16 protein-coding genes are annotated in these 15,995 nt (G+C 68.5%); 6 read left to right on the forward strand and 10 right to left on the reverse strand.

All coding sequences use genetic code 11. The features are described 5' to 3' along the window. Positions 1 to 29: 29 nt before the first annotated feature. The gene (locus CLV49_RS02065; protein WP_106562052.1) at positions 30 to 920 is read right to left on the reverse strand and encodes a DUF808 domain-containing protein; all 891 of its coding nucleotides are present in this window, start codon (positions 918 to 920) and stop codon (positions 30 to 32) included. 122 nt (positions 921 to 1,042) lie between these two features. Here CLV49_RS02065 and CLV49_RS02070 point away from each other — a divergent pair, with 122 nt between their 5' ends. Beyond that, positions 1,043 to 2,617 (forward strand): threonine/serine exporter family protein, encoded by a 1,575-nt coding sequence (locus tag CLV49_RS02070; RefSeq protein WP_106562053.1) that lies wholly within the window; start codon positions 1,043 to 1,045, stop codon positions 2,615 to 2,617. Positions 2,618 to 2,624: 7 nt separating this feature from the next. Here CLV49_RS02070 and CLV49_RS02075 read toward each other — a convergent pair whose 3' ends face one another. The 4 genes from CLV49_RS02075 to CLV49_RS02090 are packed head-to-tail and all read right to left on the reverse strand — an operon-like array spanning position 2,625 to position 5,304. After that, a complete protein-coding gene (locus CLV49_RS02075) occupies positions 2,625 to 3,194 on the reverse strand; it encodes a twin-arginine translocase TatA/TatE family subunit (protein WP_106562054.1) in 570 nt (189 codons plus the stop codon). A gap of 26 nt (positions 3,195 to 3,220) precedes the next feature. Then, complete coding sequence (gene tatC / locus CLV49_RS02080) at positions 3,221 to 4,012, reverse strand: twin-arginine translocase subunit TatC (protein WP_243696757.1); 792 nt, start codon at positions 4,010 to 4,012, stop codon at positions 3,221 to 3,223. Then, positions 4,009 to 4,260 (reverse strand): twin-arginine translocase TatA/TatE family subunit, encoded by a 252-nt coding sequence (gene tatA, locus CLV49_RS02085; protein ID WP_106562055.1) that lies wholly within the window; start codon positions 4,258 to 4,260, stop codon positions 4,009 to 4,011. The genes tatC and tatA overlap by 4 nt, the downstream gene beginning before the upstream one ends. Before the next feature lie 51 nt (positions 4,261 to 4,311). Then, on the reverse strand, positions 4,312 to 5,304 hold the full coding sequence (locus CLV49_RS02090; RefSeq protein ID WP_106562056.1) for an intradiol ring-cleavage dioxygenase: 993 nt from the start codon (positions 5,302 to 5,304) through the stop codon (positions 4,312 to 4,314). 210 nt (positions 5,305 to 5,514) lie between these two features. Between CLV49_RS02090 and CLV49_RS02095 the strand changes: the two genes are divergently transcribed. After that, positions 5,515 to 6,915 carry a glucose-6-phosphate dehydrogenase gene (locus tag CLV49_RS02095; protein WP_106562057.1) on the forward strand — a complete coding sequence of 467 codons (1,401 nt, stop codon included), beginning with the start codon at positions 5,515 to 5,517 and terminating at the stop codon, positions 6,913 to 6,915. Between the two features lie 66 nt (positions 6,916 to 6,981). Then, positions 6,982 to 7,800 carry a polyphosphate kinase 2 gene (ppk2, locus tag CLV49_RS02100; protein WP_106562058.1) on the forward strand — a complete coding sequence of 273 codons (819 nt, stop codon included), beginning with the start codon at positions 6,982 to 6,984 and terminating at the stop codon, positions 7,798 to 7,800. Positions 7,801 to 7,878: 78 nt separating this feature from the next. On the opposite strand, the gene CLV49_RS02105 is transcribed toward ppk2, so the two are convergent. Next, a complete protein-coding gene (locus CLV49_RS02105; protein WP_106564824.1) occupies positions 7,879 to 9,447 on the reverse strand; it encodes a Na+/H+ antiporter NhaC family protein in 1,569 nt (522 codons plus the stop codon). Between the two features lie 206 nt (positions 9,448 to 9,653). Beyond that, positions 9,654 to 10,586 (reverse strand): alpha/beta hydrolase, encoded by a 933-nt coding sequence (locus CLV49_RS02110; protein WP_106562059.1) that lies wholly within the window; start codon positions 10,584 to 10,586, stop codon positions 9,654 to 9,656. 89 nt (positions 10,587 to 10,675) lie between these two features. Between CLV49_RS02110 and CLV49_RS02115 the strand changes: the two genes are divergently transcribed. Next, positions 10,676 to 11,137 (forward strand): Lrp/AsnC family transcriptional regulator, encoded by a 462-nt coding sequence (locus CLV49_RS02115; protein ID WP_106562060.1) that lies wholly within the window; start codon positions 10,676 to 10,678, stop codon positions 11,135 to 11,137. A 29-nt stretch (positions 11,138 to 11,166) separates the two neighbouring features. Here the strand turns inward: CLV49_RS02115 and CLV49_RS02120 are convergent, their stop codons facing one another. Together CLV49_RS02120 and CLV49_RS02125 are read right to left on the reverse strand one after the other, a co-directional pair. Continuing rightward, positions 11,167 to 12,516, reverse strand: coding sequence for an aspartate aminotransferase family protein (locus CLV49_RS02120; protein WP_106562061.1), 1,350 nt, complete (start codon positions 12,514 to 12,516; stop codon positions 11,167 to 11,169). Between the two features lie 160 nt (positions 12,517 to 12,676). Next, positions 12,677 to 13,756, reverse strand: coding sequence for a GTP-binding protein (locus CLV49_RS02125; protein WP_243696758.1), 1,080 nt, complete (start codon positions 13,754 to 13,756; stop codon positions 12,677 to 12,679). Between the two features lie 48 nt (positions 13,757 to 13,804). Here CLV49_RS02125 and ykgO point away from each other — a divergent pair, with 48 nt between their 5' ends. Both ykgO and CLV49_RS02135 read left to right on the forward strand, forming a co-directional pair. Beyond that, entirely contained in the window at positions 13,805 to 13,927 is a 123-nt protein-coding gene (gene ykgO, locus CLV49_RS02130) for a type B 50S ribosomal protein L36 (RefSeq protein WP_106562062.1), read from the forward strand. A 190-nt stretch (positions 13,928 to 14,117) separates the two neighbouring features. Then, positions 14,118 to 14,348 (forward strand): chemotaxis protein CheY, encoded by a 231-nt coding sequence (locus tag CLV49_RS02135; protein ID WP_106562063.1) that lies wholly within the window; start codon positions 14,118 to 14,120, stop codon positions 14,346 to 14,348. Positions 14,349 to 14,359: 11 nt separating this feature from the next. Here CLV49_RS02135 and CLV49_RS02140 read toward each other — a convergent pair whose 3' ends face one another. Continuing rightward, complete coding sequence (locus CLV49_RS02140) at positions 14,360 to 15,904, reverse strand: SNIPE associated domain-containing protein (protein ID WP_106562064.1); 1,545 nt, start codon at positions 15,902 to 15,904, stop codon at positions 14,360 to 14,362. Positions 15,905 to 15,995 lie beyond the last annotated feature (91 nt).

The following is a 15,995-nucleotide window of genomic DNA, read 5'->3' on the forward strand; positions in this document are numbered from 1 at the left end:
GACGGAGATCGTGCAGTGCGGCGCTCGCGTCAGTGCGAGGCGGCGGGCTCCCGCCGCTTCGTCAGGCGGCCGATTCCGGTCACGACGAGCACGATGACGAGCCCCACCGCGAGGCCGAACACCGCGGAGAGCGCCGTGTCGACGATCCACTCCACGACCGGACCGGCGGCCTCGATCGTGTGTGTGACGGCGTGGACGACGTCCTCCGGTCCGTGCCAGAACGTGTCGGCGAGGTTCGAGATGAGGAGGTGTCCTCCGACCCACAGCATCGCTACGGTTCCCACGACGCTGATGACGCGGAACACCGCCGGCATCGATGCGACGACGCGCACGCCCGCGCGACGCACGCCGCGCGACGGGCTCTTCATGAGGCGCAGACCGATGTCGTCGATCTTGACGAGCAGGGCGACGGCACCGTAGACGAGCGCCGTCATGCCGGCACCGATGATGAGGAGGGCGCCGAGCGTCATCCAGATGCTGAAGTCGGTGGGGAGGCCGGTGAGCGCGATGAGCATGATCTCGGTGCTGAGGATCAGGTCGGTGCGGATGGCGCCGAACACGAGCTTCTTCTCGTCCCGAGCCTCCTCCTCCTCATGGCCGTGGGAGACGCCGAACCATTCGAGGACCTTCTCGGCGCCCTCGAAGCAGAGGAACCCGCCGCCGACGATGAGGAGGTACGGCAGCACCCACGGAGCGAACGCGGTGAGTAGGAGCGCGATCGGGATGATGATGACGAACTTGTTGACGATGCTGCCGAGGGCGATCCTCCACACGACGGGCAGCTCGCGCGCCGGCGTAATGCCCTGCACGTACTGCGGGGTGACGGCCGCGTCGTCGATGACGACGCCTGCGGTCTTCGCGCTCGCCTTGAGGGCGGCGGTCAGGATGTCGTCGACGACAGCGAGCAGACCGACCGACATGGGATTCTCCTCGAGGTGGGTGATGCGGATCGCGCCATCGATGTGACGGCACGGGCTCGTCCAAATCTAGCCGCAGTGGCGAGCGGTCCGCTGCCGTCGCTGGCGCCCGTTACATTGCAGGTATGGGTTTGCGGACGAGGTGGCGACGGCTCGCTGCGCGTACCACCGGATCGACGCAACGCCTACCGCTCGGCGGGCGCTCACGTCGTCCCCACATCGCCGAACAGTCGATCCGCGAGGTGATCGAGCTGGCCGCGCGGATCGGCGAGGCGATGCTCGCCCTCGGAGAGTCGGCCGACGACGTCACCGACGCGATCGCACGCGTCTGCCGGACGTTCGGCGTCGAGAGCCACATCGACCTCACGTTCACCTCCATCCTCGTGACGCACGACGGCACCGACCGGCTCGCGGGAGTCAGCGTGCTCCGCGTCGTGGGGTCGCCGACGGCCGACTACGGCCGCCTCAGCCGTGTGCTCGCAATCGAGCGGGCCCTGAGTGCGACCCGGATCGGCACGAGTGTGTCCGACCCGGGGATCGGGTCGGAGGAGCGCGACGAGGTCCGAGAGGTCCTCGAAGCCACCCATGCCCAGCTCGACGAGGCGCTGTCGGCACCCCACCGTGTGCGTCGCTGGATGGTCACCCTTCTCCTCGCCGTGCTCGCCGGCGCCGTCGCCGTGCTTCTCGGAGGCGGCCCGGCGATCGTGGCGATCGCCGCGGCGACGACGGTCCTCATCGACTCCGCCAGCCGCATCCTGAGCGCATGGGGGCTGCCGGTCTTCTTCCGGCAGGCGGCGGGGGCCGCGATAGCGACGACCGTCGCCGTCGCTCTGAGCGCGGCGATCCCCGGTCTGCCCGTGGAGTTCACGACCCTTCCCCCTGCCCTCGTCGTGGCGTCGGGCGTCGTGGTGCTCCTCGCCGGCGGCACCGTCGTCGGCGCGGCGAACGACGCCATCAACGGCTACCCCATCACGGCGAGCGGTCGGATCCTCGAGGTCCTCCTTCTCACCGTCGGCATCGTCGCCGGCATCGGAGGCGTGCTCGACCTGGCGCGTCGGCTGGACATCACGCTGACCCTCGACGACATCCCCGCGAACCCCGCGCCCCTCTACGCGCAAGTGCTCGCCGCCGGCATCGCGTCGGCTGCGTGGGCGGCCGCGTCTCATGCCGGTCGCCTCACGGCCGTCGTGAGCGCCCTCGCAGGGGCCGGCGGATTGGCCGTCTTCGCGACCGCCGTCGCGGCGGGCGCGAGCAACCCGGCGGCGGCCGCGATCGCCGCGACGGCCGTCGGATTCGCCGCGAGCCTCGTCTCGCGCCGCACGGACATCCCTCTCGTGGCGATCACGGTGTGCGGCATCGTGCCGCTGCTCCCCGGCCTCACCATCTACCGCGGGATGCTCGCGGTCGTGACCGGCAGCTCCGAGACCGACGGCGGACAGCTGCTCCTCCAGGCAGCGATGACGGGGCTGAGTCTCGCCGCGGGCGTCACCCTCGGAGAGATCATCGCCCGCCGCATCCGTCGGCCCGCGAAGCGCCGGGCCCCGGGACCCGACCCCTCGGCTCCGTCGGAGTCCGCTCAGAGGTCCTCGACCGACTCGGATGACGATGCGCCGACCGAGTCGGTCGAGATGCACGATGCCCCGAGCGCCGCCGACGATACCGATGCCGCTATCGAGCGGCGCTCGGAGGCGAGCGGGTAGTCGACCGTCATACCGCACCGACGCCCGCCGACGACGGCACAGGCACAGGCACAGGCACAGGCACACGCACATCGTCCGACGATTGTTCCTCGGCGGACGCCTCGGCTTCGTCCTCCTCGTCGATGTCGACGAGTATCCAACGGGGGTGCGCGGATGTCCCGGTCATGACGCGTCGCTGCCGGCGAGTCTCGCTCGGAGTGTCCGCGGGCGGCGGGGTCACCGGATCCTCGATCGCCGGCGAGGGGTCGGACTCGGCGCGGGCGTCACCCGGGAGCTCCGCCCGTCGCTTCGCGTCATCCCGTCCACCACCCTCCCGTCGATCGGCGTCCTCCGCGAGGGCGTCGCGGATGATGCGCCGCGGGTCGTACTGACGCGGGTCGAGCGAACGCCACTCCGACGGGTCGAGCGTCGTGCCCATCTCGCGCTCCGCCGCGATCCGCGCCGACTGCACGAAGAGCCGGATCGCACGGATCGTGCTCGCGAGTTTCTCCGCGTACGCGGGCAGGCGATGCGGACCGATGATGAGCGCGGCGACGAGGGCCACCACGATGAGCTTCTCAGCCGTGAGTCCGAACATGTGCTGCCTCCTGAGGCGGGGATGCGCTAGAGCGCGGGAACGGGTTCGTGGGAGTCGGCCGGGTCGAGAGCCGCGCGTCGCGCGGCCAGACGGTCGTGGACGACCACGACGGCGCCGGCGGCGACGAAGAGCGCCGACATGGGCACGGCGATGAGGAACATCGACATCACGTCCGCCGCCGGCGTGACGAGCGCGCTGAAGAGGACGATCGCGATGATCCACACCCGCCAACTCCGCACGATCGTGCGGGCCGGCAGCAGGCCGATGAGGTTGAGGAGCACGATGAAGACGGGCAGGACGAAAGCGGTTCCGGTCGCGACCACGAACTTGACGACGAAGCCGACGTAGGACGATGCGTCCAGCACGCTGCTGCTCTCGTCGGAGGCGAAGCTCGTGAGGAGCAGAACCATGTGCGGGAAGACGAGCAGCCCCATGGCGCATCCCGCGAGGAACAGAGGGACGGCGCTCACGAGGAAGCCGATCGTGTATCTCTTCTCCCGTCGCGTCAGCCCCGGCGCGATGAACGCGAAGAGCTCGGCGAGCCAGACGGGACTCGAGAGGACGACTCCGGCGCCGACGGCGATCGCGATCGTCAGATCGAAGGCGCCGGTGACGCTGTCGAAGTTGAGGCTCGCGTTGCGGGAGGCCGCAAGCTCCTCGATCGGTGCGCGGACGAACTCCAGGATGGTGCCGGAGAGGAGGTAGCCGGCGACACAGCCGACGAGCAGAGCGGCGGCCGAGCGGATGAGGCGCGTTCGCGCCTCAGCGAGATGCCGGGAGAGGGGCATCCGCGCGGCCGGCGCTCCGATGGCGGTCATGGGCGGGTGTGCTCTGGAGTGCGAGCGTCCACCGACGTGGATACGGACGCGTCGTCGGCGGTGGCCGTCCGCGCACTCGTCTCACGCGAGTCCGCGCGGTCGGGCGTCGTCTCCGACGTCTCCGCCTTGAGGATGCGCACGGATTGGCCCACGCTGCGGGCGAGAGACGGGAGCTTGGCCGCTCCGAAGACGAGGAGCACGATGGCGAGGATGATGAGGGCGTGCCATCCGGTGAGGTTCTGAAGCATGAGATGTCCTGACGGTCGTTGATGGGCGGGTGGAATGGAGTGGGTGGTCGATCAGTTGCCGCCGCCACCACCACCGCCGGACGGCGCGGCTCCAGCGGTCGGGGTCGTCGAGGTGTCGACGCGGACGGTGAGCGACACGGCGTAGCCGGCTGTCGTGTCGCCGGTCACGGTGGCGATCTGGAGGGCGCCGCCGTCGTCGCCGAAGACGTTGTCGGAGTCGAGGCTCACCTGCGCGAGGTTGCTGCTCGAGCCGCTGTAGGCGGAGAGGGCGTAGACCGCGCTGCAGGGGTCCTCGGGCATCGCCACTTGGGAGGTCGCGATCGCGTTGGAGGCGTCGCTGATCGAGTCGACGTCCGGGTAGACCTCGAAGTGTATGTGCGGCCAGCGACCCGAGTAGCACGCGGGGTAGATCGACGTGAAGGAGACGACCCCGTCGGAGCCCGCCACCTGGACGCCGCGCAGGTAGGTCACGTCCTCGATGCCGGACGAGTACATCGAGTAGCGGCCCTGGGAGTCGCAGTGCCAGACGTAGACGGCGACGTTCTCGAACGGCACGTCACCGTTCGCCATGTCGAGGATCGTGAGGTCGAGCGTGATCGGAACGCCCTCGGCCGTGGCGGCGCCGTCGATGCTCGACCGGATGTCGCTGCGGACGATGCCCGACTGCTCCAGCACGTCGGCGCCGTTGGAGCCGTCTCCGGGGTAGGGCCCGGCCGTCTCGTCGGGGATCTCGGCTGCGGGGACGTCCACGGCGGCGGTCGTCGCGGTGGCCGTGGCGCTCGGTCTCGCCGTCGCCGTCGGCGTCGCCGAGGAGGTCGCTGTCGCCGCGGCCGTCGTGCTGCCCGTCGCGGTCGAGGAGCAGGCGGCGAGCGTCACGGCTCCGACTCCGGCGCCGACGAGGGTCAGGACACCGCGACGGCTGATGAGCGTCCGGATGTCGAAGGGGGCTCCCTGGTCGACGACCTCCTCGTCGGCCCGGTCGAGGAGACGGCCCTCGTAGGCGGGGCCGTCAGGGGTCTGCTCGGGTTCGGGGATGCGTGTCATGGGTCCTTCTCCTTCGGTCGTGTACCGGTCGATTCCCCGAGTGTGGATCGACCACACAGCAGTCACCCATGAGAAACCTATGAACATTCCATGCCTGGAGATCCGGGCCGGTCGCACGCGCCCGACGTGCACGCAAGGCCCTCCCCCGGCCCCGTCGATTCGCGTGAGATGGAACAGCAGCACACGTGACGCCGACGAGGAGGAGTACCGATGAACGACCAGGCCGGAATACCCGAGGCGGAGTCCCTCTCCCCGGACGCCCGCACGATCGCGATCCTCGGGGCCGGCGGCGACCTCACCGAACGCCTCCTCCTGCCCGGACTCGGCCACGTCGTCGAGAACGCGCGGGGTCTGGACCTCACACTCATCGGCGCCGCGCGCACACCCCAGAGCGACGACGAGTGGCAGGCCCTCGTCCGCCGCAGCCTCGAGGCCGCGGGCATCTCCTCGCACACCGTCGACTCGCTGACCGCCGGCGCGCGGTTCGTCGCGACCGACGCCTCCGATCCGGAGCAGCTGAAGGCGCTCCTCGACGCGTGCCCGTCCTCGCCTGTCCTCTACGTGGCGCTCCCACCGTCCATGGGGCACACCGTCGCCGAGTCGCTCGCCGCCATCGATCTGCCCGACGACCTCGTCGTCGCGATCGAGAAGCCCTTCGGTGAGGACCTCGACGACGCGCGTTCCCTCAACGAGGCGCTCGCCGACGTCATCCCCGAGGACCGCCTGTGGCGCATCGATCACTTCCTCGGCAACGCGACCGCGCTCGGAATGCTGGGGCTGCGGTTCGGGAACCGCTTCCTCGAGGCCACGTGGAACGCCGAGCACGTCGAGAAGATCGAGGTGCTCTACGACGAGGAGCTCGGCATCGAGGGCCGCGCCACGTTCTACGACCAGACCGGCGCTCTCCGCGACATGCTGCAGAGCCACCTCCTCATGGTCCTCGCGCTCACCACGATGGAACGCCCGGACGCCATCACGGCGGACGAGGTGCACGACCGCATGGCCGAGGTGCTCGGGTCCGTCCGCCTGTGGCGCGACGACCCGCGAACGGCACGGCGCGCTCGCTACACGGAGGGGCGCGTCGACGGGCGCCTCTTCCCCTCCTACGTCGACGAGCCCGACGTGGACGCCGATCGCGGCATCGAGACGCTCGCGCAGATCCTCCTGCAGATCGACAACCCCCGCTGGGAGGGCGTGCCCATCGTGCTGCGCTCCGGCAAGGCGATCGGATCCCCCCGCAGGGAGGTCGCCGTGCACTTCCGTCCATCGACCCCTCCGACGGGACTCGGCGGCGCGTCGGCCGACGGCGGGACGGTGCTCAGGATGTCGCTCAAGACCGGCGACGTCGACCTCGACCTGTTCGTCAACGGCGCGCAGGACGTCGCGGAACTCGAACGGGTGGTCCTCGAAGCGCGGCCCGGCACGGCCGACCTCGACGCCTACGGCCAGGTGCTCGCGGGAATCCTCGACGGGGACACCCTGCTCTCGGTCCGCGGCGACGTCGCCGAGCAGTGCTGGCGCATCGTCACGCCCGTCCTCACCGCCTGGAGCGAGGGCGACGCTCCGCTCGAGGAGTACGAGGCGGGCGGCGCCGGTCCTGCCGACTGGTGAGATTCGGATTCGGCGGGATAACGCAAGCCCGTCGTGCAGGTGCCACACGGGCGTAGCCTCGCCGCCATGGGCCATAAGAAGAAGTCGAAGAAGCAGCAGAACCACATCGACAAGAAGGCGTACGAGAAGGAACTGAAGCGTCTCCAGGTCGAACTCGTGAGCATGCAGCAGTGGATCGGCGCATCCGGGGCGCGCGTCCTCGTGATCTTCGAGGGCCGCGACGCCGCCGGGAAGGGCGGCGCCATCAAGCGCGTCATGCAGTACTTGAACCCGCGCACGGCCCGCGTCGTCGCGCTGCCGCAGCCGTCCGAGCGCGAGAAGGGTCAGTGGTACTTCCAGCGCTACATCGAACGTCTCCCGACGAAGGGCGAGATCGTGCTCATGGACCGCTCCTGGTACAACCGGGCCGGCGTCGAGCGCGTCATGGGCTACTGCACCGACGAGGAGTACGAGCGCTTCCTCGCGCAGGTGCCCCAGGTGGAGAAGATGCTCGTCGACGACGGCATCATCCTCCTCAAGTACTGGTACTCGGTCTCCGACACCGAGCAGGAGAAGCGGTTCCGTTCGCGGCTGCACGACCCGATGCGACGCTGGAAGCTCTCGGACACCGACCTGCTGTCCATCACGAAGTGGGAGGACTACTCGCGGGCGAAGGACGCCATGTTCGACGTGACCGACCACGAGTACGCACCCTGGTGGTCGATCGACAGCGACGACAAGAAAGCAGCTCGCATCAACACGATCAACCATCTGCTGAGCCAGATCCCGTACGACCGCCTCGACCCCGATGAGGTGCACTTCCCCGAGCGGCCGGCCGCGTCCGACACCGAACGCCCGCCGATCGAGGACCACCGGTTCGTGCCGGACCACGCGGCGACGCTCTAGCCGATCGACCGGCCCACGAGGCTGCCGCCGTCTCCGGTCAGACGGAGACGACGGCAACCTGTGGCGTGCACCGAAGGGCTAGACCGTGACGGTATCCACTGCGCCGTCGGGGCGACGACGCACCGCGGCCCCGCCCTCCCCTTCAAACCGACGACCCCAGCCCGTCAGCACGGCCACGAGCATCACCGCGGTGAGCATGAGCGGGTAGAACGACGTGGTGAAGATGGAGAATGCCGAGAGCACCGGTACATCGTCGCCGTAGCCCTGCGTCAACTGGCTCGAGATGAGGAGGAAGACGCTCGCCACCGGGACGACGGCGCCGATGCCGAGCGTGAAGCCGTCCATGACGTTTGCCCGGCGGTACGGGTGGAGCTGAGCCTTGGCTCCGAGCTTGTCGGCGACGGGTCCGAACATGAGCATCGACGGACTGTTGACGCCGGCGAACAGCGCCGCGGCAGCGGCCGCACCGATGCCCATCGTCAGCTCGGCCCGCATGGGAGTGGCCGACCGCTCCGAGCGTCCGACCAGATCGACGACGAGGTCGAACACCCCGGCACCCTGGAGGATGCCGACGATCGCGAAGATCACGATCGCGAGACCGACGAGCGGGAGCATGTCGCCGACACCGGTGACGAGAAGGCCTCCCGGGGCGCCGTCCTCTCCCACCGAGATCACGTCGGCCAGGCTCATGAGCCCCGTCGCGAGTCCGATGACGATGCCCGAGAGGAGTCCGACGGTCGCGGCGAGGAAGATGTCGCGCTTCCAGAACGCGACGGCGAGGAGGACGACCACGGGAACGACCATGACGAGGCTCATCGGGTCGCCGTCCGCGCCGGCGATCGCCCCCGAAGCGCCGCGGCCCGAGCCGACGAGTCCGAAGACGAGGAAGAGCACGGCGCTGATTCCGGCCGCCACGAGTGCGTAGGGCGCTCGCGAGCGGACGACGCCGCCGATCTCGGCGATGCCCTGGCGGCGGCGGTAGCGCTGTGTGGACGCCGAGACGATCGTGGAGTCGGAGATGGGAGCGAGATTGTCGCCGAAGATCGCTCCGGAGAGGATCGCACCGGCCAGGAGGACCGGGTCGGCGCCGAGCAGGACACCCGCAGGGTAGAAGATCGGGAAGGCCGTGAACATCGTGCCGAACGAGGTGCCCGTGGACATCGAGATGACGCACGTGAGGACGAAGGTCACCGCGGCGAACGTCCCGCCGTCGATCCCGATCTGCCCCGCGAGCCACACGAAGCCACCGGCCACGTCAGACTGCGTGATCATGGCGGCGACCATGCTGACGACGAGCAGGATGAGCAGGAGCGAGACCGAGTTCCGGGACGACACCCCGGCGATGATGTGCTCCCAGAACCGCGAATACGATCGCGCGAACAGACCGGCGACGAGGACGCCGGCGAGTCCCGAGGCCGTGAGGGCGTTCATGTCGAAGACGCCGAACACCATGAAGAAGGCGACCACCCCGGCAAGGAAGATGCCAGGGGCGATAAACGCCCCGGCGATCCCGATCCGAAAGTCGAGCCGGGGCCCGGCTCCGGTGCCCTCGGGGCCACTCGCTGCACCCCCGGTCGGGTCGGTGGATCCCGGTGCTGGCGAGGCGTGCTCCGCGGGTGTCGCGCGTCGGGTGGGCTTGAGCGTCATGGCTGATCGACTCCTGGTTCGAAGGGGTATGGGGGGGGTCAGAGCATGGATGGAGCGGCTTTCGGTGGATCGATGGAACGGTGGATCGGTGGATCGGTGGATCGGTGGATCGGTGGATCGGTGGATCGTGGAACGTGGATCGTGGTGCGGAGTGCGGTGGTGCGGATCGTGGGTCCGTGACGGGCGTCCGCGGACGGCCCGGCGCATCACCCCGGCCGAGGGGCCAGACCGAGTGCCCGGGCGAGGCCGCCGAGCATCCCGTCGCGGATGCGCGCGCTGCTCGGAGCCGCTGGGGCGAATTCGAACGAGCCGTGGAAAGTCCCGGGATGGGAGTGCAGCTCGACGCTGACGCCCGCATCCAGCAACCGGACGGCGAACTCGATGTCCTGGTTGCGCACCGGATCGATCTCCATGGCGGCGATGTACGTGGGAGGGAGCCCCGAGAGATCGGTCGCTCTCGCCGGTGCGGCATACGCCGAGACACCCGGATCCGTCCGCCCCGCATAGCTCGGTCCGAGGTAGTAGCGCCAGACGAGCTCAGCGGTACTGCCGGTGCCTGCGCGGTCGTCGACCGCCGGGCTCAGGAGCAGTTGGTACGCGATCGGCGGTCCGCCCTCATCGCGAGCCCGGAGGACGATACCCGCAGCGAGACCTCCGCCGGCGCTCGATCCCGCCACGGCGAGCAGCCCCGGATCGATGCCGAGCTCCCCGGCACTCGAGCTCACGTGGAGGAGTGCCGCGTAGCAATCGTCGAGAGGACCGGGGAACGGGGTCTCGGGCGCGAGGCGATAGTCGACGTTCGCGACAGCGATGCCGAGCTCGCGCACGACCTCGAGGCAGAAGTACTCGAACTCCTGCGCTCGACCGAGGACGAAGCCGCCGCCGTGGATCGCGAGGAGCACGGGGAGGGTGCCGCCGCGCCCCGTCGGCCGCAGGAAGCGAATCGGCACGTCCGGGTCGTCTCCGAGTCCGGGCGCCACGATGTCGGTCACGTCGACCCCTTCGTAGGAGAGCGCTTCGATCGCCCGACGAGATGCGTCGTCCGTCACGCGACGAGCGCTGGCGAGGTCCGCGATGTCGATGTCCGCTGCGCCGGCGACGGCTGCCAACTCGGGGAGGAGGTTCGGATGCACCGTCATGGATGCACCTTCGTTTCGGTTCCGTTTCGAGTCGATGGCGTTTGGATGAAACGCGTCGTGAGGCGTCGTAGCGACGGCAGAATCGACCTGTGGACGCCATCGATCGCGCAATCATCGATCAACTGCGACGGGACTGCCGCCAGTCGAATCTCGAGCTGGCGGCCGCCGTCGGGCTGACGCCGTCGCCGTGCCTGCGGCGCGTCAGACGCCTCGAGGAGGAAGGCGTGATCACCGGCTACCACGCCGACTTCGCGCCATCGGCCGTGGATCGCGGGTTCGAGGTCCTCGTGAGCATCGAGCTCGCCGACCAGTCTCCCGACACGACCACACGCTTCGAATCGGAGCTGACGTCTCACCGGGAGGTCGTCGAGGCGCGTCGGATGTTCGGCTCCCCGGATTTCGAGGTGGTCGTGGCGACGAGGGATCTCGCCGCCTACGAGACCTTCATGCGGCGGAGTCTCCTGACCCTGCCGGGCCTCGGCCGGCTCGTCTCCCGATTCCCCATGGTGGTCATCAAAGCGGATTCGCCGTCCCGAGCACGTGCGATCTGACGGTACGACCCCGGTCGACGTCGCCACCGTCAGGAGTGCTTCCGCGCGTCGGTGAGCGCCTCGTCCAGGATCGTGAGACCGGTGTCGAGGTCCGCCTCGGCGATCGTCAGGGGCGGGGCGATCCGCAGGATGCTGTTGACCCCCGGCATCTGAGCGATGTTGAGGTGCAGCCCCCGCTCGAAGCATGCGGCCGTCACGGCGGTGCCGAAATCGTCGGCGGGTTCCTTCGTCTCACGATCCATCACGAGCTCGACGCCCTGGAACAGCCCGCGGCCCCGCACATCCCCGATCCGGTCGTGCCGCGTCTGGAGCTCGAGGAGTCCTCGGCGCAGGCGGTCCCCCATCCTGCGAGCGACCGCGTCGTACTCCCCCTCGACGAGGGTGCGGACGACCGTGAGGCCCACGGCGGCGGCGAGTGGATCCGACACGTGTGTGGTCGTGAACATGAACCGGCGCTCGCTGCACACGGCCTCGATCTCCGCGGACGTCACCACCGCCGACACCGGCAGCCCGGCTCCGAGGGTCTTCGAGAGCGTGAGGATGTCCGGCACGACGCCCTGGTGCTGGAACGCGTACCAGTCGCCCGTCCGGCACATCCCGGTCTGCGCCTCGTCGATGATGAGGAGCATGCCGCGCTCGTCGCACTTCGCGCGGAGGGCGGCGAAGTACCCGTCGGGCGGCGGGATCAGACCGCCCGTGCCGAGGATCGGCTCGGCGATGAAGGCGGCGAGACTGCCGACGGACTGACGGTCCACCATCGCGAACCCGAAGTCCAGCTCCGCCCGCCAGTCGTGGGTCCCGTCGGTGTTGCGGAACACCGAACGGTACGAGTTGGGTGTCGGGATGATGAGGTTGCCGGGTGCGAGGGGTCCGTAGCCTGCCCTCGACAGACTGTAGGTGGCGGCGCCGGCCGCATGCGTCGACCCGTGATACGACTGGTCGAACGAGACGATCTCGTGCTTCTGCGTGAAGAGCTTGGCCATCTTGATGGCCGCCTCGTTGGATTCACCGCCGGTGCTGAGGATCATGGTCTTGCTGAGCTGCGCCGGAAGCGTGTCGGAGAGAGCTTCCGCCAGATCGACGACGGGCCGGCTGAGCATCCCGCTGAAGAGGTGGTCGAGCGTCGCGATGGAGCGCGACACCGTCTCGACGACCGCCGGGTGGGCGTGCCCGAGGAGTGAGCTCATCTGGCCCGACGTGAAGTCGAGGATCGCGCGACCGCTCTCGTCATAGAGGTAGGAGCCCTCGGCGCGATCGATGATCGACGGGATGAACCCGGCAGGGCCATAGCGGATGAGGTGGCGACGCGCGGTGTCCCAGAACGCGTCCGTCGACCGTGCGGTGTGTACGGTCGGTCGCTCGTCGGCGATTGTCGTCATGTCGTACCTTTCGTCGTCCAGCTGTTGTGGAGCAACGCTAGGGAAGACGCCTCGGCACGCGATTGCGAAGATGGCGGTGCACGGACACCGGGGGCAATATTCACGCCGATTCGCGGGAGATCGCGCACGATCTCACCAATCGACGTCGATCCGAGGCCCATCAGTGGGAGTGGTCAGCACCCCACGCAGGGAACGGGTCGGCGTAGGTCTTCCACGCCGACGGTCCCGCGATGAGTTCGTCGGCCGTGAGGAGGCAGTCCCCGAGTGCCTCGGTGAGACGATCCGCGTCGAGCCGGTGACCGAAGAACACGATCTCCTGACCCACGGGAGAGTCGGCGTCCCAGCTCGGCATGCCCGTGGGATCGATGCTCAGGAGGTCACCGGCACTCGACCACGATCCCACGCTGTCTGGGCGGCTCGCGAGCCGTATCAGCCCCTTGGACCGGAGGATCGTGCCGATGCGGTCGGGGCTCAGGTCGGAGGCGACGGCCTTCGCCAACCGTTCTGGATGGAAGGGACGCGGGTCCCGGAAGATGGTCGCACCGATGAGCCCGGTCGGCGGTGCCGCGTCAGGAGCGAGGGCGAGTTGCCAGCCCATGTTCGCTCCGATCCGATGGGCACGTGTCTCGGTCCGCCTGAGCGGGACACGACGCAGCGACCGCACACGGTCGACACCGATCAGGAGGGCCTGCGGATTCAGGCGCCGGACGAGTTCGACCGCGAGGGCGGCGCGAGCGTGCCCCGGGCTGTCGTCGAGATCCGTCAGCACGACGGTCGACGCGAACTCGAGTCGCTCGGCGAGCCGTCCCGCCGAGTCGTCGACGGCTGTCTCGTTCGGTCCCCCCACACGGTCGAGGAATCGGTCGAGGATCTCCCGGATGGAGGAGACGGCGATCACCTCGCGGATCACGACCGGCGTCTGGTGCGGGTCGCGTCGTGTGAGCACGAACTCGCACACGAGCGCGATCTCCATGACGTCGGCGGCCGGTTCGAGCACGATCACCGACTCCCCGCGCAGACCGGCGTCCGCTCGTTCGCACAGCCCCTCCGCGAGATGGAGAGCGAAATCGCCGCTGTCCTCGTGGTCCGTCTCGATGCGACGGCCGGGCGCGGCCGGGTGGACTCCGGCGAAGCTCGCGGCGACGAGGTTCGCCGTGTCCATGTCGGACGAGCTCACGAGGGTGACCGCGACGCCCCCTCGCGAACCGATGCGCTGCATGTCGCTCTCCGAAGCTCCCATGGGGAGTACTCTAAACGATAACTGTTCTCAATAAGAAAGGGAGGCCTCGTGAAGGTCCGCAACTCGATCTCGTCGCTCAAGAAGATGCCGGGAGCGCAGGTGGTCCGCCGTCGCGGTCGCATCTTCGTCATCAACAAGCTCAACCCTCGTTTCAAGGCGCGCCAGGGCTAGGGAAGCACCCTGGCGGCGGAGCGCGACACGGCGCCGCCGGGGTATCCCTCACTCACGACCGGACCTTCACGGACGAGCATGGCCGGGACGGTGCCGCAACGTCACCACCGACTCGACGACAGCGAGCTAATCTCGAAGAGCGCCCGTCCCCGTCAGCCCGCGAAGTCCGCCGTCACAGAGACCCGAACTCATGCCCAAACGCGTCGACCGCCTCATCTCCACCCTGCTCACCGAGCAGCCCGACACCCACGTCGTCTTCAACAACGCGATCACACCCGACAGCTACGTGCTCAACGCCCTCGGCGACACGAACGTGCTCTACGTGCACTCGTCGCACAAGCCGGCGGTCGTCGAGCACTCGACGTGGCGGCAGAGCCAATCCGACTCCGACGAGCTGCACTTCCTCGCACGGCGGGGGTGACGTCTCGGTGACTAGCCGGCAGAGGGAACGGGTGCTGCCGTCCCAGTCGTGACGCTCGCGAGATACTCCTCGCCCGCAACGTCGACCGTGAACTCGACGATCTCGATCTGCTCGTCCCGGATCGCCTCGAGGACCTCATCCGGTGTCACTCGGAAGAACTCGCGACGGAGGTTGACCTTATTGACCCGACGGTCGGCGAACCGTCGATGGAGGGCGGCTTCCACGCTGACCGCATCCTGCGCGAAGAAGAGCGCATGGACGTCGAATCGGAACGGCACCGACGCATCGCCCAACTCGGTCACACGATCCATGGGCTCGAGACGGCGGGTCATTCCGATCTTGACCATGTCTCGACCGAATGCACCCACGTTCGAGATCACGTAAACGTGCCCGGCGCGGATGTTCGCCGCTCGGTAGTCGACGTCGGCGAGCGCTCGTTCGACGTCGGCGAGTTGCGCGTTCAGGCGAGCGACCCCGGCTTCGTCTCCGTTGGCTTGTAGAACCGCGATCGTGGAAAGGTAGTGCGACTTCTCCTTGTTGAGCTTCTCCTGCTCGCGGGCGAGCTCCAGCTCGGCTTTCTTCTGTTCCCTCAGCTCCTCGCGTCGTTCGCGTTCGAGCTCCTTCTCCCGCTGCACCGTCTGCAGGTGGCGCGCAGCCAGCTCGAGTTCGTGGAGACGGAGCCCGTGGTAGTGGGGCGTGATGTGCAGATCGATCATCGTCCCCTGACGCGCGATCTGGTCGACGACCGTCGAGAGCCGCTTCTGCGCCGTGGCGAGATTGCCTGCTCGCACCGACTTGATGCAGTTCTCCGCCTCAGCGTTGTACGCGCGGAGCAGGAGCTTCGACATGTCGCTGACGAACTTCTTGCCTTTCGCGACCGAGTTGTTGAATGTGAACTGGGTCGTCGCGCTCGTGGCGCCTCCATCGCGGACCGTCTGCTTGATCTGTGCTCGTAGCGCTTCGAGTTGCGTCGCGAGCACCGTGGACGACTCGGCGGGGTGCTCGTAGTCGAAGATGCCGAGCTCTTGAAGATCGATGGTGTTGCGAGCGCCGACGATCTGCTCGGCCAGTCGCGCGAGCTCTGCGCGGGCATTGGCGATCTGGCCGGACGCGGCGGCGACCTCTCTCTGGGTGTTGTCGAGGTGCCCTCGAAGTTCGGCCTTGCGCCGCTCCGCCTCGACGGTGTCGTCGAGACCATAGCGATCGACGATCGAGCGCAGGTAGGCGTTCTCTTCCTGCAGCTGCTCCGCGAATTTCTTCGCGCCGAACGTCGGAACGCGTTGCTCCTGGCGCTGTGGTTGGGCGCGTACGGGCTGAGCGGGTTCCGGTTGCGCGGCCTGCGGAGCCACCGCCCGCGGCTGGTGTTGTTGATGCTGTGCGGGCGCGGGATGAGCGGCAAGCGTGCCGGCCGGCTGCGGCTGCGACTGCGGCTGCGGCTGCGGCTGCGGCTGCGCACCCTGTCGCGGCGCGACGTGTTGGGTCCACTGATGTCCATCCCAGTACCGGACGAATGCTGCGTTGTGCGGATCGGGATACCAATTTGCGACGGGTGACACGGGTTACCTTCCGGTGGAGCGAACCACTTACGTTAGGCACCTCCATGACGTACGCGCACTCCCCCGATGGAGGGCAGAACAACCAAAGTCC

Origin of the sequence: Labedella gwakjiensis (assembly GCF_003014675.1) — a bacterium.
In the GTDB taxonomy this organism is placed as follows: domain Bacteria; phylum Actinomycetota; class Actinomycetes; order Actinomycetales; family Microbacteriaceae; genus Labedella; species Labedella gwakjiensis.